This is a genomic window from Rhodosalinus sp. FB01 (genome assembly GCF_041365715.1).
Lineage (GTDB): Bacteria > Pseudomonadota > Alphaproteobacteria > Rhodobacterales > Rhodobacteraceae > Rhodosalinus.
Genome location: NZ_JBGFSH010000003.1, coordinates 337330 through 351816, shown reverse-complemented (window position 1 = coordinate 351816; position 14487 = coordinate 337330). Strand labels below are relative to the sequence as shown.

At 70.0% G+C, this 14487-nt stretch carries 13 protein-coding genes; 8 read left to right on the top strand and 5 right to left on the bottom strand.

What is annotated here, in order from left to right:
* Window positions 1-54 precede the first annotated feature (54 nt).
* The 4 genes from AB6A65_RS06405 to AB6A65_RS06390 are packed head-to-tail and all read left to right on the top strand — an operon-like array spanning window position 55 to window position 5586.
* Complete coding sequence (locus tag AB6A65_RS06405; protein ID WP_371037531.1) at window positions 55-1599, top strand: ABC transporter substrate-binding protein; 1545 nt, start codon at window positions 55-57, stop codon at window positions 1597-1599.
* Window positions 1600-1657: 58 nt separating this feature from the next.
* On the top strand, window positions 1658-2599 hold the full coding sequence (locus tag AB6A65_RS06400; protein WP_371037530.1) for an ABC transporter permease: 942 nt from the start codon (window positions 1658-1660) through the stop codon (window positions 2597-2599).
* A complete protein-coding gene (locus AB6A65_RS06395) occupies window positions 2586-3524 on the top strand; it encodes an ABC transporter permease (RefSeq protein ID WP_371037529.1) in 939 nt (312 codons plus the stop codon). Before AB6A65_RS06400 ends, AB6A65_RS06395 begins: the two co-directional genes overlap by 14 nt.
* A 1-nt stretch (window position 3525) precedes the next feature.
* Window positions 3526-5586 (top strand): dipeptide ABC transporter ATP-binding protein, encoded by a 2061-nt coding sequence (locus tag AB6A65_RS06390; protein ID WP_371037528.1) that lies wholly within the window; start codon window positions 3526-3528, stop codon window positions 5584-5586.
* 62 nt (window positions 5587-5648) lie between these two features.
* Here the strand turns inward: AB6A65_RS06390 and AB6A65_RS06385 are convergent, their stop codons facing one another.
* Window positions 5649-6380 (bottom strand): DUF1194 domain-containing protein, encoded by a 732-nt coding sequence (locus tag AB6A65_RS06385; protein WP_371037527.1) that lies wholly within the window; start codon window positions 6378-6380, stop codon window positions 5649-5651.
* A gap of 183 nt (window positions 6381-6563) precedes the next feature.
* Between AB6A65_RS06385 and AB6A65_RS06380 the strand changes: the two genes are divergently transcribed.
* On the top strand, window positions 6564-6881 hold the full coding sequence (locus AB6A65_RS06380) for a hypothetical protein (protein ID WP_371037526.1): 318 nt from the start codon (window positions 6564-6566) through the stop codon (window positions 6879-6881).
* Window positions 6882-7005: 124 nt separating this feature from the next.
* Here AB6A65_RS06380 and hisD read toward each other — a convergent pair whose 3' ends face one another.
* Window positions 7006-8313 carry a histidinol dehydrogenase gene (hisD, locus tag AB6A65_RS06375; RefSeq protein WP_371037525.1) on the bottom strand — a complete coding sequence of 436 codons (1308 nt, stop codon included), beginning with the start codon at window positions 8311-8313 and terminating at the stop codon, window positions 7006-7008.
* Between the two features lie 86 nt (window positions 8314-8399).
* Between hisD and AB6A65_RS06370 the strand changes: the two genes are divergently transcribed.
* The gene (locus AB6A65_RS06370) at window positions 8400-9350 is read left to right on the top strand and encodes a LysR family transcriptional regulator (RefSeq protein ID WP_371037524.1); all 951 of its coding nucleotides are present in this window, start codon (window positions 8400-8402) and stop codon (window positions 9348-9350) included.
* A gap of 130 nt (window positions 9351-9480) precedes the next feature.
* Here AB6A65_RS06370 and AB6A65_RS06365 read toward each other — a convergent pair whose 3' ends face one another.
* The gene (locus AB6A65_RS06365) at window positions 9481-10242 is read right to left on the bottom strand and encodes an alpha/beta fold hydrolase (protein WP_371037523.1); all 762 of its coding nucleotides are present in this window, start codon (window positions 10240-10242) and stop codon (window positions 9481-9483) included.
* An 81-nt stretch (window positions 10243-10323) separates the two neighbouring features.
* On the opposite strand from AB6A65_RS06365, the gene AB6A65_RS06360 reads away from it, so the two are divergent.
* Entirely contained in the window at window positions 10324-10692 is a 369-nt protein-coding gene (locus AB6A65_RS06360; protein ID WP_371037522.1) for a hypothetical protein, read from the top strand.
* A gap of 51 nt (window positions 10693-10743) precedes the next feature.
* Here AB6A65_RS06360 and glyA read toward each other — a convergent pair whose 3' ends face one another.
* A complete protein-coding gene (gene glyA, locus AB6A65_RS06355; protein WP_371037521.1) occupies window positions 10744-12039 on the bottom strand; it encodes a serine hydroxymethyltransferase in 1296 nt (431 codons plus the stop codon).
* 164 nt (window positions 12040-12203) lie between these two features.
* Between glyA and AB6A65_RS06350 the strand changes: the two genes are divergently transcribed.
* Complete coding sequence (locus AB6A65_RS06350) at window positions 12204-12965, top strand: NAD kinase (protein WP_371037520.1); 762 nt, start codon at window positions 12204-12206, stop codon at window positions 12963-12965.
* A gap of 85 nt (window positions 12966-13050) precedes the next feature.
* On the opposite strand, the gene AB6A65_RS06345 is transcribed toward AB6A65_RS06350, so the two are convergent.
* Window positions 13051-14481, bottom strand: coding sequence for an amidase (locus AB6A65_RS06345; protein WP_371037519.1), 1431 nt, complete (start codon window positions 14479-14481; stop codon window positions 13051-13053).
* Window positions 14482-14487: the final 6 nt, after the last annotated feature.

Below are 14487 nucleotides of genomic sequence, written 5' to 3'. Positions count from 1 at the left end.
TGGCGGATCCATTTTTGCCTGTTGAACCTGAAAACAAATACGGGAGGACTTCCAATGACACGTTTCACCCAGACAAGACGCGGGTTCCTCGCCTCGACGGCGGCCGCGGGTGCCGCGGCGGTGCTGCCGTTCAAGGCGGCGGCGCAATCCTCGGGCACGCTGCGGCTGCGGATCGACGGCGATCTCGACGTGCTCGACCCGGGCTTCATGACCGGCGGCATCGAGATCGAGGCGCAGAAGCAGTGTCTGCCCTTCCTCGCCCAGTACAAGCGCGAGGGCGACACCGTCACCTGGGAGCCGACCTATTTCGTCGACAAGCTGGAACAGCGCGACGCCACCCACATCGACTTCACCCTGCGCGACGGGCTGGTCTGGTCCGGCGGCTACGGGCCGGGGACGGCGGCGGACGTGAAGTATTCCTATGAGCGGATGACCTCGAGCGACTGGTCGGGCTATTTCGAGGCGCTCGACCGCGTCGACGTCACTGACGAGCGGTCGGGCACCATCGTGCTGAAGGAGCCCTTCGCGCCCTTCATCATGGTCACGCTCTGCCACGGCCCCGGGGCGGTGCTGTCGGAAAAGGCCATGAAGGATGTGGGCGAACGCTTCACGACGGAGTTCCCGGCGATCTGCGGGCCCTACAAGCTGGACCTCACGCCCGGGCAGCGCGCGCTCTACACGCCGAACCCGGACTGGACCGGGCCCAAGCCGGCCTTCGAGCGGGTCGAATGCCCGATCATCGGCCAGGTGAAGGCGGCGGAACTGGCCTTCGAGGCCGGGGAGCTGCATTGCACGGAGGTCGCGGCCGACACGCTCGCGCGCTACAGCGCGAACATGCCCGACGGCGCCGAGATCACCGTGGGGGGCGAGCTGCAATACATGTGGCTCGGCATGAACACCCAGAACCCCAAGCTCGCGGACCTGACCGTGCGGCGCGCGATCCAGCACGCGGTGGACGTGGACTCGATCCTGCAAGGCGCCTATTCCGGCACCACCGAGAAATCCTACGGCATCGTCTGCCCCGGCCTGCTCGGCAAGCGCGACGCGACCAAATACTACCAGTACGATCCCCAGAAGGCGCGCGACCTTCTGGCCGAGGCCGGGATCGCCGGGCTGGAACTGACGCTGCGCACGCTCAACACGCAGGAGCGGATGCTGGCCGCCCAGATCATCCAGGCCAACCTCGCCGGCATCGGCATCACGGTGAAGGTGCTGCCGCTCGACTCCGGCCCGTTCTGGGAGATGGGCCAGGAAAGCAAGGGCGACACCTGGCAGGACCTGGAACTTTGGCTGATGCGGTTCGGCACGACGCCCGACCCCTACGAGGCGACCCAGTGGTTCACCTCCGACCAGGTCGGTGTCTGGAACTGGGAGCGCTGGACCTCCGAGGAATATGACCGCCTCTATGCCGAGGGCACGCGCGAGACCGATCCGGCCCGGCGCGAGGAGATCTACCTGCGGATGCAGGACATCATGGAGGAAACAGGTGCCTATGTCTGGATCAACCACGAGCCCGAGGCCTTCGTGCATTCCAGCGACGTCGTGGTAAGCGCGGCGCCCACGGGGGAACTGGACTACCGCCGCTTCGTGCGGGCGTGACACACCGCGCCGCCCCGGGACGCGATGCCGGGGCGGCGCCCGAAGCCCTGGGCGCAAGATGATCTACCTGACGAAACGGCTGGGCCTGTCCGCCGCGGTGATCCTTCTCGTGGTCGCGGTGCTGTTCTCGCTTCTGCATCTCATACCCGGCGATCCGGCGACGATCGCGCTGGGCCCGCGCGCGACGCCCGAGGCGATCGCCCGCTACGCCGCGAAGATGCACCTGGACGAGCCGGTCTGGACGCAATTCCTGATCTATGTCGGCAACGCGCTGACGGGGGATCTGGGCGTGGATGTCTTTTCCGACCGCCCGGTGGCCACGATCATCGGCGAGCGCCTGGGCTTCACGCTCGCGCTGGTGTGCGCCGGTCTCGGCTGGGCCGTGCTGCTGGGGGTTCCGCTGGGCTGCCTGGCGGCGGTGCGGCCCAACACGGCGCTCGACCGGGTCACGGGGCTTCTCTCCGTCGGGACCATCGCGGTGCCCTCTTTCCTGGTGTCGATCTGGGCGCTTCTGATCTTCGCGGTGGGGCTGGGCTGGCTGCCCGCGATCGGCGCGGGCGAACCCGGCGATCTGGGCGACCAGCTCCGCCATCTCGTCCTGCCCGCCTTCGCCATCGGGCTCAGCTGGGTCGGCTATCTCGCGCGGATGGTGCGCGCCTCGATGCTCGAGGTCATGGGCGAGACCTACATCCGGTCCGCCCGCGCCTTCGGCCTGCGCCCGCGCCGGGTGGTGTTCGGCTACGCGCTGCGCGTGGCGATCCTGCCCACGGTGACCCTGATCGGCATGGGCTTCGGCGGGCTGATCTCGTCGACCGTCTTCGCGGAGATCATCTTCGCGCGCCCGGGCCTCGGCAAGCTCATCTTCGACGCCGTCATGGCGCGGAACTTCCCCATCGTGCAGGGCGGCGTGCTGGTCGCGACCGCGCTCTACATCGTCGTCGTCCTGCTGTCCGATCTCATCGTTGCCTGGCTGGATCCCCGTGTCCGTGAAACGCTCTGAAATGGAAACCGGGCTGCCGCCCGTGGACGCCAGCCGCCTTCCCGAGGACGCGCTGGAAGATACCATGCGCGAATCCGCCGCCCGCGAGCGGCGCGAGAAGCTGCGCATGTTCCTGACCAGCTGGCAGGGCATGACGGGCCTCGTACTGGTGCTGGTCTTCTTCGCCTCGGCGATCTTCGCGCCGTGGCTCGCGCCCTACGATCCGAACGCGCTGAACATTCCGGCCCGCCTTTCCAGCCCCACGGCCGAGCACTGGGCAGGCACCGACCAGCTTGGCCGCGATACCTTCTCGCGCATCCTTTACGGCGGGCGCGTCGCGCTGAAGATCGCCGCGATCGGCGTGTCGGTCTCGCTGGTCGTGGGGCTGATCCTGGGCATGATGGCGGGTTTCGGCCCGCGCTGGCTGGACAATCTTCTGCTTCTGCTCTTCGACACCGTCCGGGCCTTCCCGACGATCATCCTCGCGCTCGCCACGGTCGCGCTGACCGGCCCGAGCCTGGAACTGGTGCTGGCCATCGTCATCATCCCCTCCATCCCGCAATACGCCCGCGTCGCGCGCACCGCCACGCTGTCGTTGAAATCCGCCGATTTCATTATCGCCGAACGCTCCCTGGGCGCCTCGACGCCGCGCATCCTGTTCCAGCACGTCATGCCCAACGTCGTCGGCCCGCTTCTGATCCTCGCGGCGATGGAGGTGCCCGTGGTCGTCACCGTCGAGGCGGGGCTGTCGTTCCTGGGGCTCGGCGTGCTGCCGCCGACGGCGAGCTGGGGCACGATCCTGAACGAGGGCTACCTGGTGATCCGCGACACGCCCTGGATGGTGATCGCGGGGGGCGTCCCGCTGATCCTGACGACGCTCGGCTTCACCTTCCTGGGCGAGGCGCTGCGCGACATCTTCGATCCGCGCATGGGCAAGGGGCGCTGACATGGCGAAAGACACGACCGGCGACGAGGCCACGCTGCTCGACATCCGCAACCTCTCGGTGGATTTCCGCACGCCGCGCGGGCGGGTGAAGGCGCTGCGCGACGTCAGTTTCGCGGTGCCGCGCGGGAAATTCGTGGGCGTCGTCGGGGAAAGCGGATCGGGCAAGAGCACGGTGCTCTGGTCGATCCTCGGGCTTCTGGCCGGCAACGCGGAGGTGACGGCGGGGCAGATCCTCTTCGGCGAACGCGACATGCTGCGCCTTTCCGAAGAGGCGATGCGGGCCGCCCGCGGCGAGGAGATCTCCGTCGTCTTCCAGGATCCGATGACCAGCCAGATCCCGGTGCTGAGCTATGCCCGGCAGATGCGCGACATCCTCTATCGCCGGCGGGGCATGTCGGCCGCGGAAAAGCGCCGACGCGGCATCGCGATGCTGGAAAAGGTCGGCATTCCCGACCCGGGCGAGCGCGTCGATCAGTATCCGCACCAGTTCTCCGGCGGGATGCGGCAGCGGGCAGGCATCGCGATGGCGCTGCTGACCGAACCGAACCTGCTGCTCGCGGACGAGCCCACCACCGCGCTCGACGTGACGATGGAGGCGCAGATCATCCATCTGCTCCACGAGCTTCAGACCGAATTCGATGCGACGGTCGTGGTCGTTTCGCACAACCTCGGGTTGATCGCCGAGCTCTGCGACCAGGTGGTCGTCATGTATGCCGGCGAGGTGGTGGAAACCGGCGATGTGCGCAGCATCTTCCATGCCCCGCAGCACCCATACACCCGTGCGCTGCTGGAGTGCGATCCGGCGCGCATCGCCGAGCGCAGCCGCCGGCTGCCGGTGATTCCCGGCGACATTCCGGACCTGACGCGCCCGCTTGGCGGCTGCATCTTCGCCGACCGCTGCCCCCGCGCGATGGAGGTCTGCCGGGCCGAGACGCCGCCCGATCACGCCACGCCCGCGGGGGGCATCGCCCGCTGTCACCTCGTCGCCGGACCGCACGCCGATGCCGCGTGGCCGCCGCCCGCCGACGTCGCCACCGTCCGCGCGGGCGAGGGGGGCGGCGCGCGCCGCGCCTCGCCCGACGCGGGCACCGCGCCGGTGCTCGAGGTCGAGGACCTCAACGTGCGCTTTCCCACCATGGGATCGCTGAGCGCGCGTCTGAAGGGCGTGAAGGATCCCTTCGTCGATGCGGTGCTCGACGTCTCGCTTTCGGTGCGCGAGGGCGAGACCGTGGGCCTCGTCGGCGAAAGCGGTTCGGGCAAGACGACGCTGGGCAGGGCGGTGCTCCATCTCGTCGCCTCGCAGGGCGGCAGCGTCCGCTTCGGCGGCGAGGAGATCCGCACCATGCGCGAGGGCCGGTTCAAGCCGTTGCGCCGCGACATGGCGATGATGTTCCAGGACCCGGTGGGCTCGCTCTCGCCGCGGAAATCGGTGCGTGCGCTCATCACCGAGCCGTTGCAGATCCACGGCATCGACACCGATCTCGACGCAGAGGCCGAGCGCCTCGCCGGGCTCGTGCGCCTGCCCAAGGCGTTCCTGTCGCGCTACCCGCACGAGTTGTCGGGCGGGCAGGCCCGGCGCGTCGGCGTGGCCCGCGCGCTCGCGCTCAACCCGCGGCTGATCATCGCCGACGAGCCGACCGCGGGGCTCGATGTCTCGGTGCAGGGCGAGATCCTGAACCTCATGGCCGAGCTTCAGGCCGAGCACGGGCTGGGTTACCTCGTGATCACACACAACCTGCCCGTGGTGCGCCACATCTCGGACCGGCTGGCGATCATGTATCTGGGACGCATCGTGGAGCAGGGCGACGGCGAGGCGATCTTCGCCGAGCCCGCCCACCCCTATCCCGAGGCGCTGGTGCGCGGCGTGCCCCAGCCCGATCCGGACCGGCGGCGCACGCATGTCTCGATCTCGGGCGAGGTGCCGAGCCTCGTGAACCGACCCACGGGATGCGATTTCGTGGGCCGCTGTCCCTACGCGCAGGAGCGCTGCCGCATTGAAAAGCCCCGGCACCGCGTCCAGGAAGACGGCCGCGTTCACGCCTGCCATTTCCCCCTGAGATAGCAGCGACGGCCCCGGATGGACGGTCGCGCCGCGGCTGTGCCGGGGGCGCGGTCCCGCGCTGCTCAGCGCGCGGCGATGGCGGGGCCGTGGCGGCCCGAGGGGCCGGAAATCTCGAGGATCAGCTTGCGGCGCACCGCGTCGGCGAAGCTGTCCATGCCGTCCGCCGTCACCACGAACGCGCCGGGCCCGCCGATGATCCTGTCCTCGTAGAGCCGTTCGAGGTCGGCACCGCCTCCCGCTCTCCCCGAGCAGAAGCGGCAGCGGATCGCGAGCGCATTGATGGTCATGCCCGCGGCCAGCACCTCCTCCCGCGCGGCGGAGATGGGCGGACCGGAGTAGTTGTTGGCGCTGTCGCCGGAAAAATCGATCACCTTGCGCCAGCCGTCGATATCGTTCTCCTCGATCAGCCGCTTGCCGGCGAGAAGCGCCGAGCCGATCGCGTTGCGGCCGTAGGCCATGCGCGGCGGCTCCATCAGCGCCTCGGCGAAGCGCGCGGCGCTCTCTGCGCCGGCGATCACCGTCCAGGGCACCACGACGCCCTGGCTGTCCGCGGCGGCCCACTCCACATAGGTGACCGCGATGCTGCCATAGGCGGTCTCGGCGATGGCGCGCAGCACGGCGGGATCGACGATCGCCTCGGCGTAGCCCCGGCGTTGAAACAGGATTTCATCGCGGTCGATGGACCCCGAGGCATCGGCCAGCAGCACGAGCTCAAGGTCCACCTCCTGCGCGGCGGCGGGCGCGGCGACAGCGAGGGCGGCGGCGGCGAGCCAGCCGGAAAGGAAGTGGCGCATGGGGGCCTCCGCTTCGGGTTGCCCCCTGAAAGGTGCTGCAGCTTGCCCCTGCGTCAAGACATCGCTGCCGCGCACGGGCCGGCGGCGTGATCCCGCGTTGAAATTCCGGACGCGCCTGCGCATTATGTCGCCACAAAAAGAGGGCGCTTCCGGCGCCCCGTGCAGCATGAGGCGAAGAGGCAGATGAAAAAGATCGGTGTCGCCGCTTGCGCGGCGTTACTCATGGTTTCGGGCGTGACCTCCACCGCTGCGGGTCCGCTTCAGCGCGGGTGCCTGCAATCGGACCGTCCCGGCGCGACGCGCTCCATGTGCGGGTGCATCCAGGCCGTGGCGGACGGGATGCTGAAGCGCGGCGACCAGCGCAAGGCGGCGCGCTTCTTTCGCGACCCGCACAGCGCGCAGGAAATCCGGACCTCGCGAAGCCAGCGAGACAAACGTTTCTGGCAGGAGTACAGGGCCTTCGGCGACCGGGTGGAGCAGGTCTGCTCGGCCTACCGCTGAGGATCCGCATCGCGGGGCGAGGCGTTGGCAGCCCGCCGCGCGGGCGCCCCGCCACGGCCGGCGCGCAGGGCGGCCCGGGCGCCCGTGCATGATAGCATGGCCGCGACCGCAAGGCGGCGACGCCTCAGGTCACCTGCCCTTCCCGCGCGAGGTCGATCGCGCGAGCGCCCGTGTCCAGCCGGATTTCGGCGGCGCGGGCGTGGGCCTCCATGCCCTCGCCCCGAGAAACCGCGGTTGTGGCGCGGACGAGCTCGGGCAACGCTTCGCTGGTGGCGCGCTGCCATGTCACCACCTTGAGGAACTTGTGGGCTGAAAGGCCGCCGGTGTGGCGGGCGGCGCGCCCGGTAGGCAGCACGTGGTTGGGGCCCGCCGCCTTGTCGCCGAAGGCCACGGTGGTATCGGCGCCCAGGAAAAGCGAGCCGTAGGCCGAAAGACGCGCGCGCCACCAGGGCAGGTCCACGGCCTGGACATGCAGGTGTTCAGGCGCGTGGGCATCGGCGGTCGCGGCCATGTCCTCGCGGGTGTCGCACAGGATCACCTCGCCCATCGCGTCCCATGCCGCGGCCGCGGCGGCCCGGTTCAGCTCGGGCAACGTGGCGACGCAGTCGGGCAACAGCCGCATCACCGCCTCCGCCAGCGGGCGGTGATCGGTGACAAGCCAGACGGGCGATGTCGCGCCGTGCTCGGCCTGGCTTATCAGGTCCCAGGCGACCGTGTGCGGATCGGCGGTGGCGTCGGCGATGACCATCGAATCGGTCGGTCCGGCGACCATGTCGATCCCGACAGGTCCGAAGAGCTGCCGCTTCGCCTCGGCCACGAAGGCGTTCCCCGGACCCACGAGGATGTCCGCCGGACGCGCGCCGAAAAGCCCTTCGGCCATCGCCGCCACGGCCTGCACGCCGCCGAGCGCAAGGATCCGGTCCGCGCCGGCCAGGTGCATGGCGTGAAGCACCGCGTCGGGGATCCCGTCGCCGCGCGGCGGCGAGGCGGCCGTGACATGGGTCACGCCCGCGGCCTTGGCCGTGGTGATCGTCATCAGCGCCGAGGCGATGTGCGCATAACGGCCGCCCGGCACATAGGCGCCCGCCGCGGCAAGCGGGATCAGCCGTTGCCCGGCGACGAGGCCGGGCCGCAGTTCGGTCTCGAATTCCGTGATCGAGGCGCGCTGCGCCTCGGCGAAGGCGCGGATGTTCGCGTGCGCATAGGCGATCGCGTCCCGCAGGTCGGGGTGCAGCCGCGCGCCCGCTTCCGCCGCCGCCTCGGGCGGCACCACGATCTCGTTTTCCCAGCCGTCGAGCCTGCGCGCGTAGTCGCGGACCGCCTCCTCGCCGCCCGCGCGGATACGGGCGAGCATGGTCCGCACCGTGTCGGCGACGTCTGCGGCGGCATCGGGCGCAAGGCCCGGGGCGGGTTTCAGGGCGACAGGTGGCATCGGGCGACGCTCCTCCGGGGTTGACGGCCGAAAGGCCGAGTTTCACTAAAGGCGAATGTGGCGCGGCGCGCGCCCGGAGGCGGACCATGGTGACGAAGGGGGTGACCCTGCGGGGTCTGGAGGTGTTCGAGGCGCTGGCCGCGTCGGGCTCGGTCGCCCGGGCATCGGCGCTGACCGGCCTCAGCCAGCCCGCCGTTTCGCAGCAGATGAAGAACCTCGAGGCGGCGCTGGGCGTGGAGTTGCTGGATCACGCCCGCAGGCCGATGCAGCTGACCCCGGCGGGTCGCAGTTTCCTGGCGCGGACCCGCGAGGTGCTCAGCCAGCTTCGCCTGGCCCAGTCCGAGCTGACGGTGATGGATCTCGCGCATCTTTCCACGCTGACGCTGGGCATGATCGACGATTTCGACAACGACATCACGCCGCGCCTCGTCACGCTTCTGGCCGAAAGCATGACGCGCTGCCGCTTTCGCCTGATCACGGCGCCGAGCCACGAGATAAGCGCCGACCTGAAGGCGCGGCGGCTCAACCTCGCCGTCGCGGCGAGCGCGGGCGACTCGATCGAGGGCGTTCTGGAATACCCGCTGGCGCGCGACCCCTTCATCCTCGTCACGCCGCGCGGGCCGAACGAGGGCGCGGCCGCGCTCGATCGGCTGCCGCTTCTGCGCTACGACCGCGACCAGTTGATCGGGCGCATGATCGAAACGCATCTGAAGCGCCACAAGGCCGAGTTTCCGGAGCGCTTCGAGCTCGGCGCGCACCAGGCGCTGATGGTGCTGGTGGCACGCGGGGTAGGCTGGGCGCTGACGACGCCGCTGGGCTACATGCGCGCGGCGCGCTATCACGACCGGATCGGGGCGCACCCGCTGCCCTTCGCGCCGTTTGCGCGCACCATCTCCCTTTTCGCGAGCGCGGACTGGGCCGACCGGGTCCCGCGCGACATCGCGCGGACGGTGCGCGAGCTTCTTCAGGCGCAGATGATCGACCCTGCGCTGGCGCAGTTGCCCTGGCTGGAGGGCGAGTTGCGGGTGCTCGACTGACGGACGCATGGCTTTCCTTCGGGATAGTCGCCCGTAGAGTCCCGTGTGCGCGGCCGCTGGCAAGCCTTCGTCGCCAAGCTTCATGAACAAAGATGGCGAGTTTTCGGAAAACCGAAACTATGCAGGTGGATCAGGCGTCGAGAAAAGCGCGGATCGCGGCCTCGAACTCCCGCGGCTTCTCGGCGTGAAGCCAGTGTCCGGCGCCGGGAATCCTCGCGAAACGCGCGGCGGGGAAGAGCGCCTTGATCCTGTCGCGGTGCTCGGGGCGGACATAGTCGCTCTCCCCGCCCGAGAGGAAGAGCGCCGGCCCCTCGAAGCGCCCGGCCACATCCTCGGGCAAGCCAAGGATCAGATCCATGTCGCGGTCCAGCACGTCGAGATTGAGGCGCCAGCGCCTGCCAGCCACGTCGAGCGCCTGCGTGAAGAAGGACACGAGCCGCGGGTCGTCCAGACGCGGGGCAAGCTGTTCGGCCGCGTCGGTGCGCCTGTCGACCCGCGCCATGTCCACCGCGCGCATCGCGGCGATGTTGTGGGCCTGGCTGTGGTGGTAGGGCACCGGCGCGATGTCGGCCACGACGAGCCTGCGGACGAGGGCGGGCCGGGTGAGCGCGAGAACCATCGCCGCCTTCCCGCCCATGGAGTGGCCCACGACATCGGCCGGAGCGCCCCGGGCCTCGATCACCTCGGCCAGGTCGAGGGCCATGCCGGGGTAGTCATGGCGCTCGGTCCAGGGGCTTTGCCCGTGATTGCGCATGTCCACCGTGATCACCTGCCCGCGGTCGGACAGGCGCTTGGCGAGCGCGCCCCAGTTCCGCCCCGAGCCAAAGAGGCCGTGGGCGATCAGAACCGGCGGGGCATCGCCGGCTGTGCCATGAAGCTGGGTGGCGAGCATGGCACCTTGGTAGCCGTGTGCGCGGGGCTTGGCCAGAGGCCGGCGGATGGCTAGGGTCGGCGGCCGGAACCGGGGGGCGGGATGGCGGACCACGCGGACATCGCGGCGAAGACGGCGCGGCTCGAGGCGCTGCTGGGCGAGAAGCTCGGGCTGACCGATGGCCCGCTCTCGCGGCGTGTCGCGCGGGCCCGGCGGCGGCTGCCCGCGGGCGTCCACGCGCAGCTTGCGCGCGTCGCGCGCGCCGCCGAGGCGGCCGGCCATCCCCGGCTGGTCCGCCAGATCGACGACGCCGCGCTGGAGCGCGCCTACGCCGAGGCCGTCGCTCACCTGGAGCGGGTGAACCCGAATGATCGGCGTATCGGCATGTTGCTGGACGTCGCCGCGACGCTGATCTTCAACCTGGCGCTCTTCGCGCTGCTTCTCGCACTGGCGCTGCGCTGGCTGCGATGAGGCGGGCCGCGCCGTGGCGGCACCCCGGGCAGGGCGCCGCCGCGCGATGTCTCAAATCCCGGGATAGATCGGGAAACGCGCGCAGACTTCCGCGACTTCGGCCTTGACCTTGGCCTCGACCTCGCCGTTCGCGTCCTCGCCATTGGCGGCGAGCCCGTCCACGACCTCGATGATCCAGTCCGCGATCTGCCGGAACTCGGACTCGCCGAAGCCGCGGGTGGTGCCGGCGGGCGTGCCGAGGCGGATGCCGCTCGTCACCGCGGGCTTTTCGGGATCGAACGGCACGCCGTTCTTGTTGCAGGTGATGTGCGCGCGTCCCAGGGCCTTCTCCGTGGCGTTGCCCTTCACGCCTTTCGGGCGCAGGTCGACGAGCACGACATGGGTGTCCGTGCCATGCGTCACGGTGTCGAGCCCGCCCTTGATGAGCTGATCGGAGAGCGCCTGCGCGTTCTTCACCACGTTTCTGGTGTAGGTCTTGAACTCGGGGCGCAGCGCCTCGCCGAAGGCCACGGCCTTGGCGGCGATGACATGCATCAGCGGGCCTCCCTGAAGGCCGGGGAAGACGGCCGAGTTGAACTTCTTCGCGAGCGCCTCGTCGTCGGTGAGGATCATGCCGCCCCGCGGTCCGCGCAGCGTCTTGTGGGTGGTCGTCGTCGCGACATGGGCGTGCGGGAAGGGCGAGGGATGCTCGCCCGCGGCCACGAGACCGGCGAAATGCGCCATGTCGACGTGAAGATACGCGCCCACCGCATCGGCGATCGCGCGGAACCGGGCGAAGTCGATCTGGCGCGGGATCGCCGAGCCGCCGGCGATGATGAGCTTCGGCTTGTGCTCCTGCGCGAGACGCTCGACCTGCTCGTAGTCGATCAGGTTGTCCTCGCGCCGCACGCCGTATTGCACCGCGTTGAACCATTTGCCCGACTGGTTGGGCGCGGCGCCATGGGTCAGATGCCCGCCGGCGTCGAGGCTCATGCCGAGGATGGTGTCGCCCGGCTGGAGCAGGGCAAGGTTGACCGCCTGGTTGGCCTGGCTGCCCGAGTTCGGCTGGACATTCGCGAAGCCGCACCCGAACAGCTTGCAGGCGCGTTCGATCGCGAGGTTTTCGGCCACGTCGACCCACTGGCACCCACCGTAGTAGCGCCGGCCGGGATAGCCTTCCGCATACTTGTTGGTGAGTACGGACCCCTGCGCTTCCATCACCGCCGCCGAGACGATGTTCTCGGACGCGATGAGCTCGATCTCGTCGCGCTGGCGGGAAAGCTCGCCGGTCACGGCGGCGAAAAGCTCGGGGTCGCGGGACGCGAGGCTTTCGTCGAAGAAGCCGGAGTCGCGGTGCGGGGCGTTCATGGCGGTCCCTCCTCAGTGGCGCATGGCTTGCTTTCCTATCGGAAACGGAGTGTCGCCGAAAGCCCCGGAAGCGACCATGTGTCGGATCGGCGCGGCACTGCTGGCGCTTTGGGGAAAGCTGTGTTCTGTCTCGGAAACATACGCCCATCATCGGGAATCCGCGAATGGCCCTGAAGCTCGCCTTCACCGCGTCGGACATCGAGGTCGCCCAGGAGGCGCGGGCGCGACTTGCGGCACGCTATGGGGATGCGCCCGAGGACGAGGCGGAGGTGATCGTCGCGCTGGGGGGCGACGGTTTCATGCTGGGCACGCTGCATCGCACGCAGCATCTCGCCGCGCCGGTCTACGGAATGAACCGCGGCACGATCGGGTTTCTCATGAACGAGTACGGCGAAGAGAGGCTCGCCGAGCGCATCGCCGCGGCGGAGGAAACGGTGATCAATCCGCTCTCGATGCGCGCGCGCTGCGCCGACGGGACGGTGCAGGAAGCGCTCGCGATCAACGAGGTGTCGCTTCTGCGCGCGGGACCGCAGGCCGCGAAGCTGCGAATCACCGTGGACGGGCGGCTCAGGATGGCCGAGCTGGTTTGCGACGGGGCGCTCGTGGCGACGCCGGCGGGGTCGACCGCCTACAACTACTCCGCTCACGGCCCGATCCTGCCCATCGGATGCGACGTGCTGGCGCTGACCGCGATCGCGCCCTTCCGTCCGCGCCGCTGGCGCGGCGCGTTGCTGCCGAAACGCGCCGAGGTGCGGTTCGACGTTCTGGAGCACGACAAGCGCCCGGTGATGGCCGATGCCGACTCGCGCGCGGCCTACGACGTGGTGCAGGTGGACATCCGCTCCGAGCCCGGGATCAACCACAGGCTGCTCTTCGACCCGGGCCACGGCCTCGAGGAACGCCTGATCCAGGAACAGTTCGTCTGACGGCGCGAGGATCCTTCGATCGAAGGATCCTCGCGCGACGGCTGCCGGTGGGGGCGATTTTTCGATCGAAAAATCGTCTTCGGACTCAGCCCATGCGCGCCCAGAGATGGGGCGCCATCGGGCCCACCTGCGCTTCCACCGCGGCCATCGCCTCCACCACGAGGTCCTCGCGCCAGCGCCGTCCTATGATCTGCACGCCGATGGGCTGCGGGCCTGCCGGCAGGGCGGCAAGGCGGGCGGGCACGTTGCCCGCCGGCAGCCCGGTGAAGTTCATCGCGAAGGACCAGAAGGCCGATCCCAGCGCCTCCTCCACGCCCTCGGCGCCCTCCGCGTCCCGGCCGGGCGCGAAGAACGGATGGGCCAGGAAGGGCGTCAGGACCAGCGGGTAGTCCTCGAGGAAAAGCGACCAGGCGCGGGCAAAGCGCGTGCGCTCGGCCATGGCGCGAAGCTGTTCGGCGCCCTCGTAGGGCGGATATTGGCGGAAGTATTCGGCGAAGATCGCGTTCAGCGTCTCCGATCCCTTCTCGGCGATGTCCGCGCCCATGAGCGCCTTCACCTCGCCCATGAGCGCGCGGTAGCCCACCTCGGCCGTCTCGGGCATGAGGGGCGGCGCGGCCTCTTCCACCGCGTAGCCGGCCGCCGAAAGCGCCTCGGCCGCGGTGTCGAGGGCGGCCGCCACTTCCGGGTGCAGCGGGTAGCCGCAGGTTTCCCGGGTGAACGCCACGCGGATCGGCCGGTCGAGCCGTGCGCCGCGGTAGGCCATCGGCACGTGGAAGGGATCGCGCGGGTCCGGGGCGACGAGCGCGTCCATGGCCAGATCGAGGTCGGCGGCGTTTCGGGCGAGGACGCCCTGCACCGACATGGCTTGCGCCAGCATGCCGCGCTCCGCCGTTTGCGAGGGGTTCCACGCCGGCACGCGGCCGAGCCCCGGGTTCACGGTCACCGCGCCGCAGGCCGAGGCGGGGCAGCGCAGCGAGCCGCCGATATCGTTGCCATGGCCGAGCGCGCCGATCCCCGCCATCACCGCCGCGCCCGCCCCGCCAGACGACCCGCCGGGCGAGACGTGATCGCCCCAGGGATTGATCGTGCGGCCGTGAAGCGGCCCGTCGGTGTGGGCGCGGAAGGAGAACTCGGGCGTGTTCGTGCGGCCGATCGGAACCGCGCCGGCGGCGAGGAGGTTGCGCACCACCGGCGCGTCGTCCGGAGCGACGAGCCCCGCGAAGGCGGGCACGCCGTTCGTGGTGGCTTTGCCTGCCTGGTCCACGTTCACCTTGATCGTGACGGGAACGCCGTGGAGCGGGCCGAAGGGTCCGCCCTCGGCCCGCTGCTCGTCGAGCGCGCGGGCGCGGGCGCGCGCCTCGTCCTCGAGCCCCTCGACCACCGCGTTGAGGCGCGGATTGACCGCGTCCATGCGGGCCAGTGCAGCCTCGGTCGCCTCGGCCGCGCTCAGCTGCCCCTCGCGGATCGCGGCGGCCATCTCTGCGGCGCCAAGGCGCCAGGGGTCGGTCTGGGACATGCCGGA

What these genes read in the sequence shown, in the direction of transcription:
- AB6A65_RS06405 (WP_371037531.1), top strand. Translation starts at nt 55, where the DNA reads ATGACACGTTTCACCCAGACAAGACGCGGGTTCCTCGCCTCGACGGCG.
- AB6A65_RS06400 (WP_371037530.1), top strand. Translation starts at nt 1,658, where the DNA reads ATGATCTACCTGACGAAACGGCTGGGCCTGTCCGCCGCGGTGATCCTT.
- AB6A65_RS06390 (WP_371037528.1), top strand. Translation starts at nt 3,526, where the DNA reads ATGGCGAAAGACACGACCGGCGACGAGGCCACGCTGCTCGACATCCGC.
- AB6A65_RS06385 (WP_371037527.1), bottom strand. Translation starts at nt 6,380, where the DNA reads ATGCGCCACTTCCTTTCCGGCTGGCTCGCCGCCGCCGCCCTCGCTGTC.
- AB6A65_RS06380 (WP_371037526.1), top strand. Translation starts at nt 6,564, where the DNA reads ATGAAAAAGATCGGTGTCGCCGCTTGCGCGGCGTTACTCATGGTTTCG.
- hisD (WP_371037525.1), bottom strand. Translation starts at nt 8,313, where the DNA reads ATGCCACCTGTCGCCCTGAAACCCGCCCCGGGCCTTGCGCCCGATGCC.
- AB6A65_RS06370 (WP_371037524.1), top strand. Translation starts at nt 8,400, where the DNA reads ATGGTGACGAAGGGGGTGACCCTGCGGGGTCTGGAGGTGTTCGAGGCG.
- AB6A65_RS06365 (WP_371037523.1), bottom strand. Translation starts at nt 10,242, where the DNA reads ATGCTCGCCACCCAGCTTCATGGCACAGCCGGCGATGCCCCGCCGGTT.
- AB6A65_RS06360 (WP_371037522.1), top strand. Translation starts at nt 10,324, where the DNA reads ATGGCGGACCACGCGGACATCGCGGCGAAGACGGCGCGGCTCGAGGCG.
- glyA (WP_371037521.1), bottom strand. Translation starts at nt 12,039, where the DNA reads ATGAACGCCCCGCACCGCGACTCCGGCTTCTTCGACGAAAGCCTCGCG.
- AB6A65_RS06350 (WP_371037520.1), top strand. Translation starts at nt 12,204, where the DNA reads ATGGCCCTGAAGCTCGCCTTCACCGCGTCGGACATCGAGGTCGCCCAG.
- AB6A65_RS06345 (WP_371037519.1), bottom strand. Translation starts at nt 14,481, where the DNA reads ATGTCCCAGACCGACCCCTGGCGCCTTGGCGCCGCAGAGATGGCCGCC.